General features: G+C 33.8%; 23 protein-coding genes. 15 read left to right on the forward strand and 8 right to left on the reverse strand.

The features are described from left to right. Positions 1–104 precede the first annotated feature (104 nt). The 3 genes from ribD to GXM16_RS11285 all read left to right on the forward strand — a co-directional run bounded on the left by ribD (position 105) and on the right by GXM16_RS11285 (position 2,510). Complete coding sequence (ribD, locus tag GXM16_RS11275; protein WP_163394565.1) at positions 105–1,154, forward strand: bifunctional diaminohydroxyphosphoribosylaminopyrimidine deaminase/5-amino-6-(5-phosphoribosylamino)uracil reductase RibD; 1,050 nt, start codon at positions 105–107, stop codon at positions 1,152–1,154. Next, the gene (locus GXM16_RS11280; RefSeq protein WP_163394510.1) at positions 1,147–1,749 is read left to right on the forward strand and encodes an HAD family hydrolase; all 603 of its coding nucleotides are present in this window, start codon (positions 1,147–1,149) and stop codon (positions 1,747–1,749) included. The genes ribD and GXM16_RS11280 overlap by 8 nt, the downstream gene beginning before the upstream one ends. Positions 1,750–1,877: 128 nt before the next feature. Further along, positions 1,878–2,510 (forward strand): IMPACT family protein, encoded by a 633-nt coding sequence (locus tag GXM16_RS11285; RefSeq protein WP_163394511.1) that lies wholly within the window; start codon positions 1,878–1,880, stop codon positions 2,508–2,510. A gap of 31 nt (positions 2,511–2,541) precedes the next feature. Here GXM16_RS11285 and GXM16_RS11290 read toward each other — a convergent pair whose 3' ends face one another. Further along, entirely contained in the window at positions 2,542–2,946 is a 405-nt protein-coding gene (locus tag GXM16_RS11290; RefSeq protein WP_163394513.1) for an acyl-CoA thioesterase, read from the reverse strand. Between the two features lie 187 nt (positions 2,947–3,133). Here GXM16_RS11290 and dnaA point away from each other — a divergent pair, with 187 nt between their 5' ends. The 10 genes from dnaA (at position 3,134) to scpA (ending at position 13,287) form a co-directional block, all read left to right on the forward strand. Further along, positions 3,134–4,561, forward strand: a complete 1,428-nt coding sequence (dnaA, locus tag GXM16_RS11295) for a chromosomal replication initiator protein DnaA (protein ID WP_163394515.1) — start codon at positions 3,134–3,136, stop codon at positions 4,559–4,561. 9 nt (positions 4,562–4,570) lie between these two features. Then, positions 4,571–5,038, forward strand: a complete 468-nt coding sequence (locus GXM16_RS11300; RefSeq protein WP_163394517.1) for a low molecular weight protein-tyrosine-phosphatase — start codon at positions 4,571–4,573, stop codon at positions 5,036–5,038. Positions 5,039–5,105: 67 nt separating this feature from the next. Continuing rightward, positions 5,106–5,819, forward strand: coding sequence for an SAM-dependent methyltransferase (locus tag GXM16_RS11305; RefSeq protein WP_163394519.1), 714 nt, complete (start codon positions 5,106–5,108; stop codon positions 5,817–5,819). Between the two features lie 21 nt (positions 5,820–5,840). Then, complete coding sequence (locus tag GXM16_RS11310; protein ID WP_163394521.1) at positions 5,841–6,275, forward strand: energy transducer TonB; 435 nt, start codon at positions 5,841–5,843, stop codon at positions 6,273–6,275. Between the two features lie 33 nt (positions 6,276–6,308). Next, complete coding sequence (locus GXM16_RS11315) at positions 6,309–7,436, forward strand: methionine aminotransferase (protein WP_163394523.1); 1,128 nt, start codon at positions 6,309–6,311, stop codon at positions 7,434–7,436. Between the two features lie 74 nt (positions 7,437–7,510). After that, on the forward strand, positions 7,511–8,389 hold the full coding sequence (locus GXM16_RS11320) for an SDR family oxidoreductase (RefSeq protein ID WP_163394525.1): 879 nt from the start codon (positions 7,511–7,513) through the stop codon (positions 8,387–8,389). Positions 8,390–8,641: 252 nt separating this feature from the next. Next, positions 8,642–9,250, forward strand: coding sequence for a uridine kinase (udk, locus tag GXM16_RS11325; protein ID WP_163394527.1), 609 nt, complete (start codon positions 8,642–8,644; stop codon positions 9,248–9,250). Positions 9,251–9,399: 149 nt separating this feature from the next. Continuing rightward, positions 9,400–9,726 (forward strand): FtsB family cell division protein, encoded by a 327-nt coding sequence (locus GXM16_RS11330; protein ID WP_163394529.1) that lies wholly within the window; start codon positions 9,400–9,402, stop codon positions 9,724–9,726. Positions 9,727–9,741: 15 nt separating this feature from the next. Beyond that, complete coding sequence (locus GXM16_RS11335; RefSeq protein WP_163394531.1) at positions 9,742–11,103, forward strand: methylmalonyl-CoA mutase subunit beta; 1,362 nt, start codon at positions 9,742–9,744, stop codon at positions 11,101–11,103. A gap of 42 nt (positions 11,104–11,145) precedes the next feature. After that, entirely contained in the window at positions 11,146–13,287 is a 2,142-nt protein-coding gene (gene scpA, locus GXM16_RS11340) for a methylmalonyl-CoA mutase (protein ID WP_163394533.1), read from the forward strand. Between the two features lie 54 nt (positions 13,288–13,341). On the opposite strand, the gene GXM16_RS11345 is transcribed toward scpA, so the two are convergent. From GXM16_RS11345 to dapF, 5 genes are all read right to left on the reverse strand, one after another. Continuing rightward, complete coding sequence (locus GXM16_RS11345) at positions 13,342–13,989, reverse strand: peptidoglycan-binding protein LysM (RefSeq protein WP_163394534.1); 648 nt, start codon at positions 13,987–13,989, stop codon at positions 13,342–13,344. Between the two features lie 98 nt (positions 13,990–14,087). Further along, positions 14,088–15,008, reverse strand: a complete 921-nt coding sequence (locus tag GXM16_RS11350; RefSeq protein WP_163394535.1) for a DUF2279 domain-containing protein — start codon at positions 15,006–15,008, stop codon at positions 14,088–14,090. A 2-nt stretch (positions 15,009–15,010) separates the two neighbouring features. Beyond that, positions 15,011–16,051, reverse strand: a complete 1,041-nt coding sequence (mltG, locus tag GXM16_RS11355) for an endolytic transglycosylase MltG (RefSeq protein ID WP_163394538.1) — start codon at positions 16,049–16,051, stop codon at positions 15,011–15,013. A 10-nt stretch (positions 16,052–16,061) separates the two neighbouring features. Beyond that, positions 16,062–16,595 (reverse strand): GNAT family N-acetyltransferase, encoded by a 534-nt coding sequence (locus GXM16_RS11360; protein ID WP_163394540.1) that lies wholly within the window; start codon positions 16,593–16,595, stop codon positions 16,062–16,064. A 21-nt stretch (positions 16,596–16,616) separates the two neighbouring features. Next, on the reverse strand, positions 16,617–17,399 hold the full coding sequence (gene dapF / locus GXM16_RS11365) for a diaminopimelate epimerase (protein WP_163394541.1): 783 nt from the start codon (positions 17,397–17,399) through the stop codon (positions 16,617–16,619). Positions 17,400–17,536: 137 nt separating this feature from the next. Between dapF and GXM16_RS11370 the strand changes: the two genes are divergently transcribed. Then, positions 17,537–18,937, forward strand: coding sequence for a trypsin-like peptidase domain-containing protein (locus tag GXM16_RS11370; protein ID WP_163394543.1), 1,401 nt, complete (start codon positions 17,537–17,539; stop codon positions 18,935–18,937). Positions 18,938–19,016: 79 nt separating this feature from the next. Here the strand turns inward: GXM16_RS11370 and GXM16_RS11375 are convergent, their stop codons facing one another. Then, positions 19,017–19,475, reverse strand: coding sequence for an Lrp/AsnC family transcriptional regulator (locus tag GXM16_RS11375; protein WP_163394545.1), 459 nt, complete (start codon positions 19,473–19,475; stop codon positions 19,017–19,019). A 201-nt stretch (positions 19,476–19,676) separates the two neighbouring features. Between GXM16_RS11375 and ald the strand changes: the two genes are divergently transcribed. After that, on the forward strand, positions 19,677–20,795 hold the full coding sequence (gene ald / locus GXM16_RS11380; protein WP_163394547.1) for an alanine dehydrogenase: 1,119 nt from the start codon (positions 19,677–19,679) through the stop codon (positions 20,793–20,795). Positions 20,796–20,915: 120 nt separating this feature from the next. Here the strand turns inward: ald and pafA are convergent, their stop codons facing one another. Then, positions 20,916–22,532, reverse strand: a complete 1,617-nt coding sequence (gene pafA / locus GXM16_RS11385) for an alkaline phosphatase PafA (RefSeq protein ID WP_163394549.1) — start codon at positions 22,530–22,532, stop codon at positions 20,916–20,918. Positions 22,533–22,711: the final 179 nt, after the last annotated feature.

The following is a 22,711-nucleotide window of genomic DNA, read 5'->3' on the forward strand; positions in this document are numbered from 1 at the left end:
TCAAAATTCATTCTGTCTTCACAAAAATAAACATACTTTTCGTATTGTTTCACAACTCTCCTGTTAACATTATGCTTAAACTCAAAAATGACTACTTTTGTACTGTGAATATACATGAGAAATACATAAAACGCTGCATTGAACTGGCCCAAAATGGCTTTGGAACCACTTATCCAAATCCCATGGTAGGAAGTGTAATTGTTTACGAGAATAAAATTATTGGCGAAGGCTGGCATAAAAAAGCCGGACAACCTCACGCTGAAGTCAATGCGATTCGTTCTGTAAAAGACAAATCGCTATTAAAAAACGCTACTATTTATGTGAGTTTAGAACCTTGCAGCCATTTTGGAAAAACGCCGCCCTGCAGTGATTTAATTATCGAACATAAAATACCGAATGTTGTAATAGGGACTGTTGATCCAAACGAAAAAGTTGCCGGAAAGGGAATCAAAAAAATAATCGAGTCCGGTTCTAATGTAATTGTTGGTGTTTTAGAAAATGAATGCTACGAACTCAACAAGCGATTTTTTACTTTTCACAACAAAAAGCGGCCTTATATTATATTAAAGTGGGCTGAAAGTCAGGACGGTTTTTTAGCTCCTGAAAAAGAAATCAATCAGGAACGCAAACCTGTTTGGATTACCAGCCAATATTCAAGACAATTGGTTCATAAATGGAGAAGTGAAGAACAGGCTATTTTAGTAGGCACACAAACTGTTATTGATGATAATCCAAAATTAAATGTTAGGGATTGGTCTGCAAATAATCCGGTAAGAGTTGTTTTAGATCAAAATAATCGTATTTCAAAAGACAGTTTTGTTTTTGACGACAGCGTTAAAACTATCCTATTTACGAAATCTGAAATAAGCTTTCCAACAGAAAACACTACCTTTGAAGTAATTGATTTCAAACAAAATATAATTCCGCAGATTTTGGCTGTTTTATTTGAAAATCAGATTCAATCAATCATCATTGAAGGCGGTTTACAAACTTTACAGTCTTTTATAGATGAAAATATTTGGGATGAAGCGCGCATTTTTACTGGAAAAAGTTCTTTTCAAAAAGGCACAAAAGCTCCAGTTCTTTCAAAGAAAAACATAACAAAAACCTACATCCAGAACGACGAATTAATATATGTTATAAATCATGATTGATACAATAATTTTTGACTTTGGAGATATTTTCATCAATTTAGATAAAGAAGCTACTATTTCCGGACTGAAGAAATTAGGCATGACCGAATGGAATTCAGAATTTGACCGATTGAATCTATTGTTTGAAACGGGCGATATTTCGCATGATGATTTTTTGGCAGGTTTTCAGGAACAGCTTCCTAATGCTTCAATTGAAGAAATTCTGAAAGCCTGGAACGCTGTGCTTGCAGATTTCCCATTATACCGATTAGAGTTCCTGCAATTACTTTCTAAAAAATACCGTTTATTTTTATTGAGCAATACCGATTCTATTCATATTGAAACATTTGAAAACAAAAGCGGAGTCACATTTTACAGTGATTTTTACCAATGTTTTGAAAAGGTATATTTTTCATTTGAAATTGGAAAACGAAAACCAAATCCGGAAGCCTATCAATATATTATCAACAAACACGAATTATCGCCAAAAAGAACTTTGTTTGTTGATGACAAAAAGGAAAATACCGATGCAGCTGCAGCTTTAGGGCTTCATGTATGGAATTTACAAGTTGGCAAGGAAGATGTTGTGGATTTATTTGAGAAAAAAATATTATAGCTATAAAATCTTTTTTTTAAGATTTAGATGATTCCAGGCAGATTTAATTTTAATCTGCACAAATCAGCTAAAATCTATTTAAATCTGCGTGAACTTATACTTAATAGTTTTAATTTTAGAATTTACTTTTGGAATATAACGACACTTACCAAACTATTGCCTTTGAATCCGAAGAAGTACTTTTTAAGGAAAAAGGAAGCAAATTTTTCGGCTATGCTTTTCCGATACAGAATGAAGACGAAGTAAAACCTATTATTGAAAGCTTAAAAAAGCAGCACCCGAACGCTGTGCATTATTGTTATGCCTACCAGATTGGCACCGCTCCAAAAATTTCTTATCGGGCAAATGATGACGGAGAACCAGGAAATACTGCAGGAACTCCAATTTATGGACAAATCCAGTCTTTTGGTTTAACCAACGTATTAGTAGTCGTTGTTAGATTTTTTGGGGGAATAAAATTGGGAGTGGGCGGATTAATTGCTGCTTACAAAACTACCGCACAAATGGCACTTGAGATTTGTGAAATTATCGAAAAAACAATTGATGTCAATTTTTTAATATCTTTTGATTATAAAAACATGAACAGGGTAATGCGGGTAATCAAAGAGAAAAAGCTCGAAATAACTTCTCAGGAAATGGAAATTGATGAAGATTCCGGTCTGCCAATTGGTAAAATAATGACCAAAACCCGAAAAAAAAATGCTGAATCTATATTCAGCACTTTTGATTTAATGTTTGAAATCAATATTAAAATTATCTAAATTACCATAAAAAGACATTTCATTTTAACAATTATTCAAGCGTTTTAAATAATTCCAAAATATAATCCGGAGGAGCAGTCGGCCGACCTGTTTTTAACGAAATAAATACCAAAATAAACACTGCCGTTGTTAATAACTCATTTGCTTCATTATAGATTTCGCAGTCAAATTCAATCTTGACAGAAGACTGACTTTTGAAAGTCGTATGAATTGTCAAAAGCTCATCATAGCGTGCCGATTTTTTATAATTTATCTGCATCGAAACAATGGGCAATCCGATTCCGCTTTCTTCCATACTTTTATACGAAATCCCTTTATTTCTAAGCCATTCCACGCGTCCTATCTCAAAATACGGCACGTAATTTCCATGATACACGACTCCCATTTGATCAGTTTCAGAGTAACGAACACGTACCTGGGTTTGATGATTTTTCATTATTTATATATTAAAAAAAATTAATTTCCAAAAGCCTCCTTACAACATTATTTTATAAAATTAGAGATCAAAATATTTTTTTTTACAGAAATTTGTTCACATATTTGTTATCCCGAAATACGGAATAAAATTACACCCTTTTATTAGGAGAATCTTTATCAATAATAAAAAAAATTTATCTGAATTTATGACTAAAACTGCTCAATCGGTATGGGAAAACTGTTTGTCCTTTATAAAAGACAATATTCAAGATCAGGCCTACAAAACCTGGTTTGAACCAATCAAATCAGTTGAGCTGACCGACAACGCGTTATACATTCAGGTTCCAAGTAAATTTTTCTACGAATGGCTCGAAGAGCATTACGTCAAATTATTGAAAGTTGCACTTACCAAAGAACTGGGAAAAAATGCAAAGTTACTCTATAAAATTAAAATGGAAAACACTTATGGTAATAAACAGCCGTTTACCGAACAGCTGCCAAGTGCCAATAGAGTGCCAATGAAACCACAAGAGGTTGATGCTCCTTTTAAAAACTTAAATCCGGAACTTAAAAATCCTTTTGTAATTCCCGGAATCAGAAATTTAAAAATAGAATCTCAATTAAATGCAAATTACAGTTTTGACAATTTCTTAGAAGGAGATTCAAACCGTTTAGCCCGTTCGGCAGGTATGGCCGTTGCCAACAAACCGGGAGGAACTTCATTCAATCCATTGCTAATTTTCGGAGGAGTTGGTCTAGGCAAAACACACTTGGCACATGCTATTGGTGTTGAAGTAAAAGATAAATATCCGGAAAAGACCGTTTTATATATTTCAGCAGAAATTTTCACGCAGCAGTATATTGATTCGGTAAAAAAGAATAATCGCAATGATTTTATTCATTTTTACCAGTTAATTGACGTCTTAATTATTGATGACGTTCAGTTTTTATCAGGAAAATCAGGTACTCAGGATGTATTTTTCCATATCTTCAATTATCTGCACCAAAACGGAAAACAGGTAATTTTAACATCTGACAAAGCTCCTGTTGACATGCAGGATATCGAGCAGCGTTTATTGTCCCGTTTCAAATGGGGATTATCTGCTGAATTGCATCAGCCGGATTACGAAACCCGTATTTCAATTTTAAAAAATATTCTTTACCGTGATGGTGTTGATATGCCGGAAGACATTCTTGAATATGTTGCCCGTAACATCAAAACCAATGTCAGAGAACTTGAAGGCGCAATTATTTCATTAATTGCACAATCTTCTTTCAACAAAAAAGAAGTAACAATTGAGTTAGCTAAAAGCGTTGTAGAGAAATTTGTTAAAAATGTAAAGAGAGAAATCTCTATTGATTATATTCAAAAAATCGTATCTGATTATTTTCAGTTGGATATTGAAACCCTTCAATCAAAAACAAGAAAAAGACACGTGGTTCAGGCGAGACAATTGGCTATGTTTTTTGCAAAGAAATTCACAAAAGCTTCATTGGCAAACATTGGCTCTCAAATTGGAGATCGCGATCATGCTACCGTATTACACGCTTGTAAAACAGTTGACAACTTAGTCTCTACAGACAAACAATTCAAAAAATTTGTCGAAGATATCAACAAAAAATTAACGCTATAAACGCGCATCATGCCAGTAAAAATTTTAATGGTTTGTTTGGGAAACATTTGCAGATCACCTTTAGCTGAAGGCATTTTAGCATCCAAATTACCAAAAGAAAATTTTATAGTTGATTCAGCAGGAACCGGTTCGTGGCACGTAGGCCATTCACCCGATAAGCGATCCATTGCTGTTGCTCAAAAAAACGGCTTATGTATTGACCAGCAAAAAGGAAGACAATTCAAAACTACAGATTTTGACGAATTTGATTATATCTATGTAATGGATAATTCAAATTACCGTGACATCCTTCACCTCGCCAAAACACCTGAACATAAAAACAAGGTTAGCCTTATTCTAAATGAATTATTTCCGGATGAAAATGTAGACGTTCCAGATCCATACTACGGAGCCGTTAACGGATTTGACAACGTTTATCAAATGCTGGATGAAGTTGCCGAAATAATTGCAAAAAAACTTATCGAAAAACATTCTTAACTTAATTTTTCAATTATTTATAATTATCTAATTGAAAAAGTTTTTCATTTTATAATCTATTAAAGATATGAAACTGCTGGGAAAATTATATTTAATTCCAACAACTATGGGCGAAAGTGATCCGATGGATGTTTTACCGCAAACAGTAAAAAGAACTATCGAACTAATAGATTACTATATTGTTGAAAATGACAAAACCGCCAGAAAATCCATAAAAGCAGTTTATCCCGAAAAAAAACAATCCGAATTAGTTCTTTTTACGCTTAACAAGCGTACTGAAACAAGCGAACACTTACACTTTATAAAACCTTTGTTAGAAGGAAAAAATATGGGCTTAATGAGTGAAGCTGGCTGTCCCGGAGTTGCAGATCCCGGAGCAGTTATTGTAAAATTAGCTCATGAAAAAGGGATTCAGGTTGTGCCTTTGGTTGGTCCTTCTTCTATCCTGTTAGCCATGATGGCGTCTGGAATGAACGGACAGAGTTTTACTTTCAATGGTTATCTGCCAATTGACAAAGATGAAAAAAAATCAGCGATTCGTCATTTTGAGAAATTATCTTATGACAAAAATCAATCACAGTTATTTATAGAAACGCCTTATAGAAACAATAAATTAATTGAAGATCTTTTGCAGATTTTAAGTCCTTCAACGCATCTTTGTATTGCAGCAGACATTACGTTACCAACAGAATTTATCAAAACAATGAAAGTTGCTGACTGGAAAAAATTAAAAGTTGATTTACATAATAGACCGACTATTTTTATTATTCATAAAATGTAAATTAACTCAAGAATCATCATTATGAAAAAGATTCTAATTTTATTTTTGGTTTGTTTTACACAAAATATATTTTCTCAGAAAAAAACCAGAATAGTTTGTAAAACTCCTAAAGCTCAAAATATAGTTGTATCTAATGATGAAAATGCAATTTTCAATCTTATTGACATAGATATTAAACCCGAATTCCCCGGTGGCAGAGTTAAATTTAATCACTTTTTAGATGATAATTATAAAAAATCAAACAAAAGACCAACTATTCAAGGAAAGCTATTTGCTACTTTTATTATAGAGAGAGATGGCTCATTAAATGATATAAAAGTTCTCCATGATATTGGACACGGGACTAGAGAAGAACTGATAAGAGTTTTAAAATTGTCTCCTAAATGGAAACCTGGAAAACTAAAAGGTAAAAAAGTCAGAACCATATACTCACTTGTTTTTCCTGTGCAAATGTAGACCAACTATTATCGACTTCATTAATCTAATCTTATGAGTAAACTCCCAAATGTAACTACAAGCATTTTCACGGTAATGTCAAAAATGGCAGCCGAGTACAATGCTATAAATCTTTCGCAGGGATTTCCAAATTTCCCAGTCGATGAAAGACTAACTGATATTGTTACTAGATTAGCGAAAGAAAACGTTCATCAATACACACCAATGGCAGGTTACCCTCCATTAATGAATAAGATTGCGAAATTAGTTCTGAATTCTTATAACAGAATTATAAATCCAGACACAGAACTTCTGGTTACAACTGGTGCAACTCAGGGAATTTTTACAACCATTTTAGCTTTAGTAAAAGAAAAAGATGAAGTCATTATTCTGGATCCAAGCTACGACTCTTATGAATCTCCTGTTTTACTTTGCAAAGCTAAGCCAGTCCGCGTAGCATTAAATGACGACTATACGCCAAATTGGGAAACGATAGAAAAAGCCTGTTCTGCAAAAAGCAGGATGATGATTATCAACAATCCGCATAATCCAACGGGAAAAATCCTGACAGAATCAGATTTTGTACAGCTAAAAAATCTTCTTGAAAAATATCCCGATATTATTGTTTTATCTGATGAAGTTTATGAATACATTACTTTCGAAGAAAAACATATTTCAGCACATACCAAAAGTTTCCTTTTAGACCGTTGTATAATGGTTTCTTCTTTCGGAAAATCATTTCATATTACCGGATGGAAAATTGGATATACCATTGCTCCTGAATATCTGATGAAAGAAATCAAAAAAGTCCATCAGTTTTTGGTTTTTAGCGTTAACAGTATTTCACAAGTTGCCATAAGCGAATATCTGGATGTAGTTGATGTAAATTTACTTGGGAAATTCTATCAAAAAAAACGGGATTATTTTCAACAACTGCTTCAAAACAGCCGATTTGAGTTAAAACCCTGTGAAGGAACTTATTTTCAGGTTGCTTCCTATGCTTCAATTTCAAACGCCGATGATGTTACCTTTTGCAAAAAACTCATCACAGATCATGGTGTTGCCGCAATTCCAATCTCAACATTCTATTCGGATCATAGAGACCATAAATTAATACGTTTTTGTTTCGCCAAAGACAACTTCACACTCGAATCAGCAGCAAAAAAAATATGCTTAATATAAAGTTTTTTAAAAATTTATAACAATATTATGCATGCATCCTATTTAAATTAATTAATTTTGTAAAATAAAAAAGTATGAGCTATACAGATAAAATGTTAAGAGACGATGCTTTAAAAGGTAAAGTCATTGTAGTTACAGGCGGCGGAAGTGGTTTAGGCAAAGCAATGACCAAATATTTTTTAGAATTGGGAGCTCAGGTAGCGATTACTTCAAGAGATTTAGAAAAGCTAAAAACAACAGCAAATGAGCTTGAAACCGAAACTGGAGGAAAGTGCCTGCCTCTTCAATGTGATGTCCGTCATTATGAAGAAGTTGAAAACATGCTTCAGGAAGTTCTAAAAGCTTTTGGAAAAGTAGATGTTCTTTTAAATAACGCAGCCGGAAATTTTATTTCCCCAACAGAGCGTTTGTCTGCCAATGCATTTGACACAGTTATCGATATTGTATTAAAAGGCACAAAAAACTGTACACTGGCTTTTGGAAAACACTGGATCGACACCAAACAATCTGCAACGATTTTAAATATTGTTACAACTTATGCCTGGACAGGATCCGCTTATGTTGTTCCAAGTGCTACAGCAAAAGCAGGAGTTTTGGCCATGACCAGAAGTCTGGCTGTAGAATGGGCAAAATACGGAATCCGTTCTAATGCGATTGCTCCGGGACCTTTCCCTACTAAAGGCGCCTGGGACAGATTATTACCGGGTGATTTGGCAGAGAAATTTGACATGGCCAAAAAAGTACCTTTAAAACGTGTTGGCGACCATCAGGAACTGGCAAATCTGGCAGCATATCTGGTATCTGACTTTTCAGCTTATATAAACGGAGATGTTATTACAATTGATGGAGGCGAATGGCTGAAAGGTGCAGGACAATTCAACTTATTAGAAGCAATTCCTGAAGAACTTTGGGACCAGCTTGAAATGATGATAAAAGCAAAGAAGAATAAATAATTACAAGTGCTTACTAAATTCAGAATATTTTATAAAAACTATACTGATTGCACCAAATCCCGAAGGTTTTACTTTCGGGATTTTTTTTATCTTTTTAAATTATAAGTAATATAAATTCAATGAAGTAAAAAATTGTTTGAATAATCTATTGCATATATTTACGAATATTACCAATATGGTTTAAATGATTAATGCATATAGTCAATTCACATAAATTATTATTTTTGTCTAACAAACATACAACACCAAATTATGCTTATTATTGGAATTGCAGGGGGAACAGGAAGTGGAAAAACAACAGTAGTACACCAAATCATGAACGAATTACCAGATACCGAAGTCGGTGTAATTTCTCAGGATTCATACTATAAAGAAACCCATAATTTATCATTTGATGAAAGAGCCCTTATCAATTTTGATCATCCAAGATCGATTGATTTTGAGTTATTAGAAAAACATCTTAAAGCTTTAAAAGCAGGCCAAACAATTGATCAGCCCGTATATTCTTTTATTCAGCACAACAGGACTGACGACACCGTTACAACACATCCAAGAAAAGTAATGATTGTTGAAGGTATCCTGATTTTAACAAATCCCGAATTACGAGAGCTTTTTGATATTAAAATTTACGTTCATGCCGATTCTGATGAAAGATTAGTTCGCCGTTTAAAACGTGATATCTCAGAACGCGGACGTGATATAGACGAAGTTTTGACACGTTATCAAAACACCTTAAAACCTATGCATGAGCAATTTATTGAACCATCAAAAGCTTTTGCCGACATTATAATCCCGAACGACAAATACAATACTGTCGCAATTGATGTAGTTCGTGCCGTAATTAATCAAAGAATTTTATAATTTTTATTGTAAATTTATTCCATAAAAATAAGGAGCTGTTTGTTTCGCCAGTTCGCTACGCTCGTGTCCCGCTCTCGCCTTTATCTTTTTATGGCAGAAAAAACCATAAAAAGGATACCGGTTCCATCGGGCTAAAAAATAAAACTAAAATGAAAAATCCGTATAAAGACAAAAAATGGTTTAAATTCCTAAGCAATAAATACGTTTGGGTTTTGCTCTTTTTTATTGTATGGATGCTGTTTTTAGATAATTATTCCTATTTCGACCACCGGTTTTTAAACAATCAGATTCATGAGCTTGAAGACAATAAAACCTATTATCAGGAAGAAATAAAAAAAGATCAGGAACAAATCAAACAACTCAAAAATCCTGAACAAATCGAGAAATATGCACGCGAAAAGTACTTCATGAAAAAAGACAGCGAAGACATATACATTATCAAATTTGAAGGCGATACGATTCAGGAAAAAGAATAATTATAAAAACACCCAATGGCTACTACCCTATTCGACGATTTTAGTCCGATTTCCTCCAAACAGTGGAAACAAAAAATTCAGTTTGAACTGGATGGCGCCGATTACAACAAAACCGTAATCTGGAATTCTCCTGAAGATATACAGGTAAAACCATTTTATCATTACGACGAAGATTTCAAAACCGCTCCTGTAAAAACGCAGACTTCTGATTTTAAAATCTGCCAAAACATCTTCGTTTACGATGTTGAAAAATCGATTCAAAGAGCTATAAATACCCTTGAAAGAGGTGCAGAAAGTTTACGTTTTACCATTCAAAACGAAAAGATCGATATTCAAAAATTATTAGAAAATCTTCCTTTAGAAAACCGAATCGTTTACTTTAATTTGAATTTCATTTCAATCGATTTCGTAAAAACCCTGGATACTATTTCTATTCAAAAAAGAGCTGTTTTTTATTGCAATTTTGATCCAATCGGACATTTAGCCAGAGAAGGAAACTGGTTTGTGACATCTGACAAAAATAACTTTGAAACTCTTGATAAACTTTCGAAAACAACAAGTATTTCTTTACTAAGTGTTGATTTAGGACTATACCAAAATGCAGGAGCCAATATAACACAGCAAATTGCATACAGTCTTGCACATACAAACGAATATTTGAATCGTTTTCCAGAACTAACAAAACCAATTGTTTTTCAGGTATCCGTAGGAACAAATTATTTCTTTGAAATAGCAAAAATCCGTGCCCTGCGAATGCTTTTCAACTTAATTGCTTCTGAATACAATCCTGATTTGGAGTGTCATTTATTGGTTACGCCAACGAAACGCAATAAAACCATATACGATTATAATGTCAACATGCTTCGTACCACAACAGAATGCATGTCGGCAATATTAGGCGGCGCTGATGCTGTTGCCAATTTGCCTTATGATTCCTTGTATCATAAAGACAATGAATTTGGTGACCGTCTTGCCAGAAATCAATTACTGATTTTAAAACACGAAAGTTACTTTGACAAAGTGGACAACCCTGCAGATGGCAGTTATTATATTGAAAGCTTAACCATTCAGCTTGCCGAAAAAAGTCTTGCTTTATTTAAAGAAATTGAAGCAAATGGCGGTTTTTTTAAACTTTTGAATGATGGGACAATCAAAAAGAAAATTCAGGAAAGCGCCAATAAAGAACAGGAATTATTCGATGCTCAAAAAGAAGTCTTATTAGGCACGAATAAATACCCAAACCCGGAAGACAAAATGAAACATGATTTAGAACTGTTCCCTTTTGTAAAAATAAAACCCAGAAAAACATTAATTACACCGATAATTGAAAAAAGATTAGCAGAAAAACTGGAACAAGAGAGGTTAGAACTCGAATAATTTTTTCAAAGTAATTAATAACCTGCTCAAAAGAGTATTTCAATGATAAGAAAAGACTTTAAACATATTAAGTTAGAAGTTAAAAGTGAAGAATCAGATGACCAATCACATGATTCAGAATCTATAGTGGATAACTTTACTACAGCAGAAGGAATTAAAATCAAAAAAAAATATTCTGAAAAAGATATTGAGGAATTAGACTTTTTAGATTTTGGAGCAGGTTTTGCACCAAACCTGCGTGGCCCCTATGCAACCATGTATGTACAAAAACCATGGACTATTAGACAATATGCAGGATTTTCAACTGCAGAAGAAAGTAATGCTTTTTACAGACGAAATTTAGCAGCCGGTCAAAAAGGCCTATCTATCGCATTTGATTTGCCAACACACCGAGGCTATGACTCTGATCATGAAAGAGTTGTGGGAGATGTTGGAAAAGCAGGTGTTGCAATTGATTCTGTTGAAGACATGAAAGTACTTTTTGATCAGATACCATTAGATGAAATGTCGGTATCCATGACCATGAATGGCGCTGTTTTGCCTATTATGGCTTTTTATATCGTTGCTGCGGAAGAACAGGGAGTGGCAACTGAAAAACTTTCCGGCACCATACAAAACGACATTTTAAAAGAGTTTATGGTTCGCAATACCTACATCTATCCGCCCAAACCTTCGATGAAAATCATTGCCGATATTTTTGAATTCACAAGCAAAAAAATGCCAAAATTCAATTCTATCTCAATTTCAGGATATCACATGCAGGAAGCGGGAGCAACGGCTCATATCGAACTGGCTTATACACTCGCAGATGGTTTAGAATACATCAGAACCGGACTATCAACAGGCATGACCATTGATGAATTTGCACCGAGATTATCATTTTTCTGGGCAATTGGTATGAACCATTTTATGGAAATTGCCAAAATGAGAGCCGGAAGGATGATTTGGGCAAAATTGGTAAAACAATTTAATCCCAAAAGTGACAAATCATTAATTTTAAGAACACATTGTCAGACGAGCGGTTGGAGTTTAACGGAACAGGATCCTTTTAATAATGTAACCCGAACTTGTATCGAAGCGGCAGCCGCTGCTTTTGGAGGAACCCAATCATTACATACTAATGCACTGGATGAAGCAATTGCTTTACCAACGGACTTTTCTGCAAGGATTGCGCGCAACACTCAGATTTTTTTACAGGAAGAAACTAAAATTACCAAAACAGTAGATCCATGGGCAGGAAGCTATTATGTGGAAAGCCTTACCAATGAAATGGTTGAAAAAACATGGACCCTTATTGAAGAAGTAGAAGAGTTAGGCGGGATGACGAAGGCCATTGAAACCGGAATTCCCAAACTTAGAATTGAAGAGGCTGCTGCAAAAAAACAAGCAAGAATTGACAGCGGACAGGATATCATTGTAGGCGTAAATAAATTTAGGTTAGAAAAAGAAGATCCTTTATATATTTTAGATATAGACAATCAAGCTGTCCGAAGGCAGCAAATTGAAAGGCTTGAAAAAATAAAAACAACCCGAAATACGGAAAAAGTAAACCAATCTCTCGAAAAATTAATTTATTGTGCTAAAACCGGAAAGGGAAATTTACTGGAAATTGCTATTGAAGCTGCAAGAAACAGAGCAACTTTAGGCGAAATCAGTGACGCCCTCGAAAGTATTTTTGGAAGGTTCAAAGCACAAATTAAATCTGTAAATGGTGTGTATAGTGCAGCAATTAAAAACGACGAAAATTTTGAAAAAGCGAAGCTGCTTGCTGAAGCTTTTGCAAAACAAGAAGGAAGACGTCCGAGAATCATGATTGCCAAAATGGGACAGGACGGACATGACCGGGGTGCAAAAGTAGTGGCAACAGGTTATGCTGATGTAGGCTTTGACGTTGATATTGGTCCATTATTTCAAACTCCGGCAGAAGCCGCAAAACAGGCTGTTGAAAATGACGTTCATATTTTAGGTATTTCGTCATTGGCTGCAGGTCATAAAACATTAGTTCCACAAGTTATCGAAGAGTTAAAAAAACATGGCCGTGAAGATATTATGGTTATTGTTGGTGGGGTAATTCCTTCGCAGGACTATCAATATTTATTCGATGCCGGGGCAATAGCAATTTTTGGACCGGGTACAAGAATTAGCGAGGCTGCTGTAAAAGTCTTAGAGATATTAATAGATTAAAAACTAGATTAAATAAAAAATCCCGAATTAATCGGGATTTTTATTTTTTAATTCTTAGTCGTTAATTGTTGCGTTACTATCTGCCTCAATATAAGAGAGATCATAACCGCCAAAGGCTTTCATGTAACTTCTCAAAGACGTTCCATAAGCATCTCTAAAATGCCTGTTCCCTTTGTTTTTAAAGAAGTTTTTTACTGAACCTGCACCACCTAAATGCGCTGCTGCTAAAATTCCTGACTCGGTAATTTCAATTCCATTAATGATTTTTCCTTCATACTTTTCAATCTCCCTGCGTAAAATCCATTTGTTTTTAGATAACAAAGCAATAAACGCTTTTTCCTGTAAGGCTGGATTCTTTAAAAAATCTTTGTCACTGTGAACACCTACAGTTCTTAGAGTTTTAGAACCAAACTGGTATTTTCCCATATAGCCAATTGAATTTACTTTTCGGTATTTTCCCTGAGATTCTTTAAACGCAATTGCTTCTTTAAAGCCAATTAGCCGATTTCCGGTGAATGGTGCATTTAATTTTGTTTGTGATGGATAATCATCTTTGTCAAGAGATGGAAATAAGTATTCCGATCCATCTGTTTTCTCTGTATAAAACCAAGGTTTGGTTTCCAGATTAAAGGGTTTGAAACCCAAAGTTAAAAATGTAATAATAACGATTAAACTAGTGTAATAATACCATTTCTTTATCATAAATTGTTTTTCTTCAAAACGCTGTCACCTTTTTGAAATTTCTACAGCGCAAAGATAATAAAACAAAAATAATACTGAAAATCAGCAATTTACGGTTTTTAAAAATAAATCAGATGCCCTTTGAGCCCTTTATTGGCGGTATATTTAAGAGTTGGAGCAGGAATTTTTATTGTGTTAAAAACAGAAAAAATAGTTTTCAAAAAATGCGATTTTGTGTTAATTTTAGCTAAATCGACATCAAAAGAAAGATAAATCTTACGTAAATTTTCAGGATTTTGGCTAAAAACTAGATTTTCATTTTTATTATTTCCGGATAACATTCCCTCAGCTCCATATCCAAAAGCGACATTTAACCATTTCGGAATTTTTGATTCTTTAGAAAAAGAATGCACGTTTACAGAAAGCCAATAAGTCTGTCCATTATAATCTTTTAAAATCTGTTCATTAAGTGAACTACCGAGTTTTTCAGGATTTTGATTTGCATATTGGGTAGTATGGAAAGAGAATTTAGGCGTAATTCTTTGTTCTTTCCAAAGTAATTCCTGGGAAACATATAAAGCAGTTCCGGCTGCATTGGCAATTATATCGCCTGAAGATGCACCCCATTCTGCGGAATATCCATCTAAAACTTCAACAGCAGTAAGAAAAGCGAAACCAATACCAGCGCCGTAAATTAATTGATTTTTAGAACTTGCACCACTCCAATTCAGGGCTTCAGCACCAAATCTTCCTAAATGATAAGCCGAATAAAAGTGTCCAACTTTATCCATTTGGAGCCATTCATCATTATCATTTATAAAATGAAAATCGGATTTGGCATAATCGGCATACCAAATCTGATTCAAACTAACTAATGTTGCAGAAGCCAAGGCAGCTTCAGTTATGATAACTGTATTTTGCCTTTTTACATTTAAAGTATCAGAAGGCTTAAAAAAATTATCGATTTTATTCTGAGCTTCAACAGACTGAAGACCCAAAACGAATAAAATCGATAAAAATAAGGAAATTCTAAAATTCAAAACTATCTTGTTACGCCCTGACTGGCAATCCAGTCTGAATATTTTTTTGCATTAATGGTGTGCTGCTCATAACTTGAAGCAAATTCATGATATCCAAAACGGTCTGTACTCGCACAGAAATAAATATAATCGTGCTTTTCAGGATTTAAAACAGCTTCAACAGCAGTAATATCAGGCATTGCAATTGGTCCCGGAGGCAATCCGATATTTACATAAGTATTATAAGGAGATCTCATAATCAAGTCATTATAAAAAACTCTTTTAATAACCTGATCGAAATTATTGTCACGCAATTTTAAAGCATAAATCACTGTTGGATCAGCTTGTAAAGGCATTTCTAAACGTAAACGATTTAAATAAACTCCCGCAATACGAGGTCTTTCATCTTTTTTTACTGATTCTTTGTGTACAATAGAAGCCAAAATAGTAGCCTGAACTGGTGTTAACCCTTGTTTTTTGGCTTTTTCAATTCTTTCTGCAGTCCAGAAATTGTGATATTCCTTAATCATTTTATCACGGAATTTCACTGCAGAGGTATTCCAATACACTTCATAAGTATTTGGAATAAACATGGCAAAAACATTCTTTTCATTAAAACCATTTTCTTTTAAGAAAGTAGAATCTTTAATTGCTTTCAGTAATGATAAACTATCTGCTTCTATTTGAGAACCTATTCTTCCTGCAAAATTCTCTAAACGTTCCTGATTATTAAAAGCCAGTTTAACCGGAACATTGGAACGCATTGCACGAACTAAATCAATATTGTTCATGTCTTTTTTAAGTAAAAAACGACCTGACTTCACATTTTCAGGATAGCTTCGCTTATTGGCAACCATTTCAAAATTATCGAAATTCTTAATATAGGGTTCTAATATTTTTTTCACATCTGCATAAGTAGCATCTGTAGGAACATATACGTAAAGTTCTTTTTCTTCAAATTTAGTATTGGCACTAAAAATTCTGCTAATTAAAATAAATCCGTAAATCATTAAAACTGAAATAACAGCTACGGCAACTATGGTGATAATCTTTTTTAATTTCAAAGTCTAAAATTTAAATTTGTTTATTAATTAACTGAAAAATTGCCTCGTCCTCATAGCGTCCATTTAGCAAAATCCAATCTTTTTTTATTCCTGTTTGCTCAAAGCCAAATTTAGTAAAAAGAGCTATACTTGCTACATTTCCTACACTAATATTTGCATATAATTGATGCAGATTTAAATTGTAAAAAGAATATTTTATTAATAACTCTAAAGCCTCAGAACCAATATTTTGATTTCTGTTTTCCTTATTTTGAATTACAATACCAACTCCTGCCCTGTTATTTTTAGGATCAAAATCAAATAAATCAATCAGTCCAATCGCCGGAAAATCTTCATCCTGGCAGATCGCTAATCGTAATTGTTTGGCTTCATAAATGTCTTGCCGGGCATTTTCCAGATATTGTCGGATTAAATAACGGCTATAAGGTGTGTTTGTATTGCTGACCTCCCAAATATTCTGGTCATTTTCCATAGCATACACAAACTCTAAGTCATTAGGTTCTAATGCACGCAGGTAAATATTTTTGCCATTTAGGGTTATCATTATTGAAGTAATTTCCTGAAGTTAAATCTCTATACTTCCTTTAAAAACAAATTTTGCAGGACCAATTAAAAAAACGTTCGTAAAATGTTCCCCTAATTTATCAAAAGAAACAGCAAGTTTTCCTCCTTCAACATTTATATCAATAGAAGTTTTATCAGTTTGTCCAGTTGCATTCATGGCAATTGCAACAGCCGTTGCACCAGTTCCGCAAGCTAAAGTTTCATCTTCCACGCCTCTCTCATAAGTTCGAAGTGAAAATTCAGAATCATTTATTTTTTTCACAAAGTTGATGTTGCTTCCTTTTTGCCCGTACAATTCTCCGTAACGAATGGCAGCTCCGTTTTCTTTTACATTATAATGTTCTAAATCATCTACAATTTGGACATGATGAGGCGACCCTGTGTTTAAAAAAGTATATGAATCTTTCTTTTGAACTTCATCAACATCAATCATCTGTAATGAAACAATTGAATCGTTATTTACTGTTGCGTGATGTAAACCATCTGTAGCAATAAAAGTGGTTTTATCCTTGATTACACCCAATTGATTGGCAAAAGCTACAAGGCAGCGACCTCCGTTTCCACACATTGAACTTTCGTTTCCGTCTGAGTTATAGTATACCATTTTGAAATCGGTTTCAGCATCATTTTCTAATAAAATAAGGCCATCAGCACCAATTCCAAAACGTCTGTCGCATAAGCGTTCAACAAGTTTTACATCTTCTTTTGGAAAGAATTCTGAACGGTTATCAATCATTACAAAATCGTTTCCGGTACCCTGATATTTATAAAATTCTATTTGCATTTTTTAGTTGTTAGAACTACAAAAGTACGAACTATTAATTAATGAAATGTTAATCAATGTTAAAGAGCGTTAAACCGTTTTTCAAAATAAATTTTTGATTTAATTTTACGTTAGTAACTTAAACATAAATCCTAATTATGAAAAGATTTTCAAGCTTATTTTTAGTATCATTATTGAGTGGTGCTACTACTCTTGGGGCCTATAAATTATTATTCGACGGCAACAATTCTTTATTGGGAAGAGAAAATTCTGTTGTTACTCTTGCCCCTGATTCATTTGGCAGAAATGTTGGTCTTGCTGCTGAGGCAGTAGATTTTACTGAAGCTGCTGATAAAACAATTCATACTGTTGTTCACGTTAAAAATGTTTCGCGCAGAACAGTTAGTAACCCTATGCTGGAATTTTTCTATGGCTATGGAGGACAGCAACAGCAGGAACAGGTTGGAACCGGTTCAGGTGTTATTATTTCTGAAGACGGTTACATCGTAACCAACAATCACGTTATCAAGGATGCAACAGAAATTGAAATTACATTAAACAATAAAAAATCATATAAAGCAAAATTAATTGGAACAGACTCCAAAATGGATATCGCTTTATTGAAAATTGATGCAGACGAAAAATTGCCATACACTGCCTTTGCAAATTCTGACAGTGTAAAAGTTGGAGAATGGGTTTTGGCGGTTGGAAATCCTTATAACTTAACTTCAACTGTTACAGCCGGGATTGTTTCGGCGAAAGCCAGAAATTTAGATACCAGCGGAATCCAGTCCTTCATTCAAACTGATGCTGCCGTAAACCCTGGAAATAGTGGTGGAGCATTAGTAAATACACGTGGCGAATTAATTGGTATTAACACCATGATTTCATCCATGACAGGATCTTATGTTGGATATTCTTTTGCAGTTCCATCCAACAATGCCCGTAAAATTGTCGAAGACATTATGGAATTTGGAAATGTTCAAAGAGGTATCTTAGGTGTGGAAGGTGGAGAATTAAACAGCAATGCCTCTAAAGAATTAGGTATTTCTGAAACCCAGGGCTTTTACATCAATAAAGTTACTCCAAAATCCGGAGCACAAAAAGCAGGACTTACAAAAGGAGATATTATTGTGAAATTAGACAGTCAAAACATCTCTACATTTGCTGATCTTTCAGGCTATATCAACACCAAAAGACCAAATGATGTAGTACAGGTAACTTATATTCGAGAAGGAAAATCTAAAACGGCATCAGTAACATTAAGCAAAAATGAATTTTTCAGTACCGAATTTAAAGGAATAGAACTCGAAAACATTGATACTGTTGACAAAAAGAAATTCAAAATTGACTATGGTGTAAAAATCAAAAACATCACCAATGAAAATCTGATGCAGTATCAAAATGAACTACAAGGCAATATTATTTTAAGTATTGATAATATTAAAGCAACGAATGTGGAAACTGTTTCAAAACTTCTAAATAAAAAAGATGAAGGTCAAAGTGTCCGAATTGAAATGATCAATAAAAACGGAGAAATCTTTCGAATTATCATTTAAAAAATTTCATTTTAAAATTTTCAAACTCAAAACTAAATACTTTAAAGCCATCTTAAATTCAAGGTGGCTTTTTTTGCACCTAAATAGGCAAAACCGTTGTGCTTTTTACTTCTGAAATTACAAATACAGTATTAATCAAGGAAACCTCCGGTAAAACTGATAATTTCTTTTGATGAAAATGATGGTAGCTTTCCATATCTGGAATGATAATCTTAAGCATATAATCAAAATTTCCTGAAACATAATTGCATTCTACAACTTCAGGCATATTTAAAATTGACTGGTTAAAACCTTCAGAGGTATCATATGTCTGTTTTGTTAAGGTTACCTGACAATAAACCGTCAGATTATTACCTAGTTTTTTTTTATTTAAAATTGAAACATATTTCTCTATAACACCTTCTTTTTCAAGACGTTTAACTCTATCATGAACAGGTGTTAATGACAAATTTATTTTATTTGCAATGTCTTTTAACGTATAATGAGCATTTTCCTGTAAAAGACGTAAGATTTTCTTATCAATTTCATCCAGAGCCATAATAAAAAGGTTTAGTCTATTTAATTAAAATCAGTCATTTTTTCTTTTTGAAGAAACAAAAAAGAATTTAAACAGAATATTTTACTGTAAAAATATGAAATAAAATAATATTTTCTTATTTAAAACCTAACTGCCAATAATATATTCTCTATTGATAAATTTGTAACATAAACTCAATAGAAAACATAAAATATAACAAAAATGATAATAGGTGTTCCAAAAGAAATTAAAAATAATGAAAACCGTGTAGCTTTAACTCCTGCCGGTGTTTCTGAAATGAAAAAACACGGACATACAGTTTATGTTCAATCTACAGCTGGTTTAGGGAGTGGTTTTGCTGATGCAGAATATGCTGAAGCTGGCGCAGTTGTTTTACCAACTATTGAAGAAGTTTATGCAATTGCAGAAATGATCATCAAAGTAAAAGAACCAATTGCTTCTGAATATCCTTTGATTAAAAAAGATCAATTATTGTTCACATATTTCCACTTTGCCTCTTCTGAAGAATTGACGCATGCAATGTTAGAAAAAGGAGCTGTTTGTTTAGCTTACGAAACTGTAGAAAAAACAGACAGAAGCTTACCATTATTAGTTCCAATGTCTGAAGTTGCTGGTCGTATGGCGATTCAACAAGGAGCAAAATACCTTGAAAAACCATTAAAAGGAAGAGGAATTCTTTTAGGAGGTGTTCCGGGTGTGCCACCTGCAAAAGTATTAGTTTTAGGAGGCGGAATCGTTGGAACACAAGCAGCAAAAATGGCTGCAGGTTTAGGTGCACAGGTAACTATTATGGATTTAAGCTTACCACGTCTGCGTCAATTAGATGATATTATGCCGGCAAATGTGAATACAGAAATGTCTAATCACTATAATATCACAAAAGCAATTAAAGATGCCGACTTAATTGTTGGTGCAGTTTTAATTCCGGGAGCAAAAGCACCACACTTAATTACAAGAGACATGCTTAAATTAATGCGTCCGGGAACTGTTGTAGTTGACGTTGCTGTAGATCAGGGAGGCTGTATTGAAACCTGCACACCTACTACTCACGAAAATCCAACTTTTATTATTGATGATATAGTTCACTATTGTGTGGCTAATATGCCGGGAGCTGTTCCTTATACTTCAACTTTAGCTTTAACCAATGCTACTTTACCATACGCAGTACAATTGGCGAACAAAGGATGGGAAAAAGCTTGTAACGAAAATGAAGAATTAAGAAAGGGATTAAATATTGCCAATGGAAAAATCCTTTACAAAGGAGTTGCCGAAGCATGGAATCTCCCTTTCAATGAAGAAGTAGTATTAACAAACGCATAGTTATTACTAATAGTGCTTACTAACTCACTAGTAAAATGCTTTTCAGTTGCTGAAAAGCATTTTTTTTTACATAAAAAAACTTGCCTAAAAAGACAGGTTCAAACTTATAAACCTAAAATATTACTTCTCATCCAGCACTTCCTGCATTACTTTAGCTTCTGTTCCATTAGGAAAAGTAACTTTTATTTTTTGAGCAATGGTTGGTGCAATTTCAGTAATCGCTTTTTTATCATAGGATTCACCTTTTTTAATATGCCATCCATAAAAAATTGCTGGTACGTGAGTATCATAGGTATAAGCTGTTCCGTGTGAAGTACCTGTTGGCAAATATTCAATAACACCTGGTTTACCAATCAGAACTATATCACCATTCTGTGTTGCATCATATCCTTTTGCAACAAAATTCAAATAATAATCGTTCCCTGAATTAGCCAAAATTTCTTCTTCAGTGTACACTTTTTTAACCTGTGGCAACGTAATTAAAAATTCTTTAAACAATTGTTTTACTTTTACAAAGTCCAAACCTTTGTCTTTAATGATTGGTTTATTAAAAAAGATATTAAAATTAGAATAATTCAACACTAAGTCTACTCCAAATGTTTTTACGGAGAACTCTTGTAAACTCTTTCTAAAATCTTTTGATGGATAATTATCAACATCATATTTGCGATCTTTCAAATAAATAACATTTTCCGCGCCAGCATGGTCCGCTGTCAGAAAGAGCAAATAATTATTTTTTCCTACTGTTTTATCCAGATAAGTTAAAAAATCTGCTATAGTCTGATCTAATCTCAAATAAGTATCCTGAAGCTCCACTGAGCGTGGTCCTAATAAATGCCCTACATAATCAGTAGAAGAAAAACTCACTGTTAGGAAATCAGTGATATTATCTTTTCCTAACTCTTCCTTTTCAATGGCTTTTTTGGCAAAATCAGCTAATAAATCATTTCCAAAAGGAGTAGATCTTAATATTCCAGCATCATTTTTTTCATACATAGTTTTTAAATCATATGGAAAAACAGGTGCTGAACTGCCATATAATTTCCCTTCATAAGCATTATCGTCCGGAAGACTTTCATTATACGTTGAAGCAGGCTTATACAAATCCCAGCCTTTATTAATGTATTTCAGGTAATTTTTTTCATTATTGAATTCTGACACCCATTCTGGTAGTTTATTCCCATAAAAAGTGCTTGAAATAAAAGACCCTGTTTTACTGTACCAAAAAGCCCAATTCGCAAAATGTCCTGCTGGCAAAATTGCACCTCGATCTTTAAGGCTCATTCCAATCACTTTCCCTTGAAAATTTGTCGCCATTCTAACTTCATCAGTAATGGTCGTACTTTGCAGATTTTTTGGAGACATTTCACCTTCATCTGCAGTTCCATCACCAACAGTTTTTACCGAAGCGTCATCTGTACAATACATTTGCTTCCCAAGGGCTCTGCTAAACCACTCATTCCCCACAATCCCGTGAGTTGCTGGTGTGGTTCCTGTATAAATCGATGCATGTCCCGGAGCTGTGTAAGTAGGCACATAATTGTAATGCATATTTTGAAAAGTATATCCATTATTCATTAGTCTCTTAAATCCATTTGGAGAAAAATCCTCTGAAAAACGATATAAATATTCCATTTTCATCTGATCAATCACAATTCCTACAATTAGCTTGGGACGTTGTTGAGCTGTTAGGTTTGAAATAACAAACAGCATTAACAATACAACACTTTTTTTCATAGTTAAGCTTATAAATATTTAAAAACAAAAATACAGATTCGAACACAAAAAGGCTAACCAGCATTAGATTTAAAACTAGAATTGACCTTAATTTAACAAATAGTAATAATACTTATAGCATTTCCCTGTGGGCCGGGCTGTCCGCTGTATCTTTTGTTCATGCAGGTTTGGGGTATGAT

Source organism: Flavobacterium limi (assembly GCF_010645075.1).
GTDB classification, from domain to species: Bacteria; Bacteroidota; Bacteroidia; order Flavobacteriales; family Flavobacteriaceae; genus Flavobacterium; species Flavobacterium limi.

Bases quoted from the DNA above. Each gene is read 5' to 3' on its own strand.
- dnaA (WP_163394515.1), top strand. From the start codon at position 3,134: ATGACTAAAACTGCTCAATCGGTATGGGAAAACTGTTTGTCCTTTATA.
- GXM16_RS11280 (WP_163394510.1), top strand. From the start codon at position 1,147: ATGATTGATACAATAATTTTTGACTTTGGAGATATTTTCATCAATTTA.
- udk (WP_163394527.1), top strand. From the start codon at position 8,642: ATGCTTATTATTGGAATTGCAGGGGGAACAGGAAGTGGAAAAACAACA.
- GXM16_RS11300 (WP_163394517.1), top strand. From the start codon at position 4,571: ATGCCAGTAAAAATTTTAATGGTTTGTTTGGGAAACATTTGCAGATCA.
- scpA (WP_163394533.1), top strand. From the start codon at position 11,146: ATGATAAGAAAAGACTTTAAACATATTAAGTTAGAAGTTAAAAGTGAA.
- GXM16_RS11310 (WP_163394521.1), top strand. From the start codon at position 5,841: ATGAAAAAGATTCTAATTTTATTTTTGGTTTGTTTTACACAAAATATA.
- ald (WP_163394547.1), top strand. From the start codon at position 19,677: ATGATAATAGGTGTTCCAAAAGAAATTAAAAATAATGAAAACCGTGTA.
- GXM16_RS11375 (WP_163394545.1), bottom strand. From the start codon at position 19,475: ATGGCTCTGGATGAAATTGATAAGAAAATCTTACGTCTTTTACAGGAA.
- GXM16_RS11330 (WP_163394529.1), top strand. From the start codon at position 9,400: ATGAAAAATCCGTATAAAGACAAAAAATGGTTTAAATTCCTAAGCAAT.
- GXM16_RS11345 (WP_163394534.1), bottom strand. From the start codon at position 13,989: ATGATAAAGAAATGGTATTATTACACTAGTTTAATCGTTATTATTACA.
- GXM16_RS11335 (WP_163394531.1), top strand. From the start codon at position 9,742: ATGGCTACTACCCTATTCGACGATTTTAGTCCGATTTCCTCCAAACAG.
- dapF (WP_163394541.1), bottom strand. From the start codon at position 17,399: ATGCAAATAGAATTTTATAAATATCAGGGTACCGGAAACGATTTTGTA.
- GXM16_RS11290 (WP_163394513.1), bottom strand. From the start codon at position 2,946: ATGAAAAATCATCAAACCCAGGTACGTGTTCGTTACTCTGAAACTGAT.
- GXM16_RS11305 (WP_163394519.1), top strand. From the start codon at position 5,106: ATGAAACTGCTGGGAAAATTATATTTAATTCCAACAACTATGGGCGAA.
- pafA (WP_163394549.1), bottom strand. From the start codon at position 22,532: ATGAAAAAAAGTGTTGTATTGTTAATGCTGTTTGTTATTTCAAACCTA.
- GXM16_RS11370 (WP_163394543.1), top strand. From the start codon at position 17,537: ATGAAAAGATTTTCAAGCTTATTTTTAGTATCATTATTGAGTGGTGCT.
- GXM16_RS11320 (WP_163394525.1), top strand. From the start codon at position 7,511: ATGAGCTATACAGATAAAATGTTAAGAGACGATGCTTTAAAAGGTAAA.
- GXM16_RS11360 (WP_163394540.1), bottom strand. From the start codon at position 16,595: ATGATAACCCTAAATGGCAAAAATATTTACCTGCGTGCATTAGAACCT.
- GXM16_RS11315 (WP_163394523.1), top strand. From the start codon at position 6,309: ATGAGTAAACTCCCAAATGTAACTACAAGCATTTTCACGGTAATGTCA.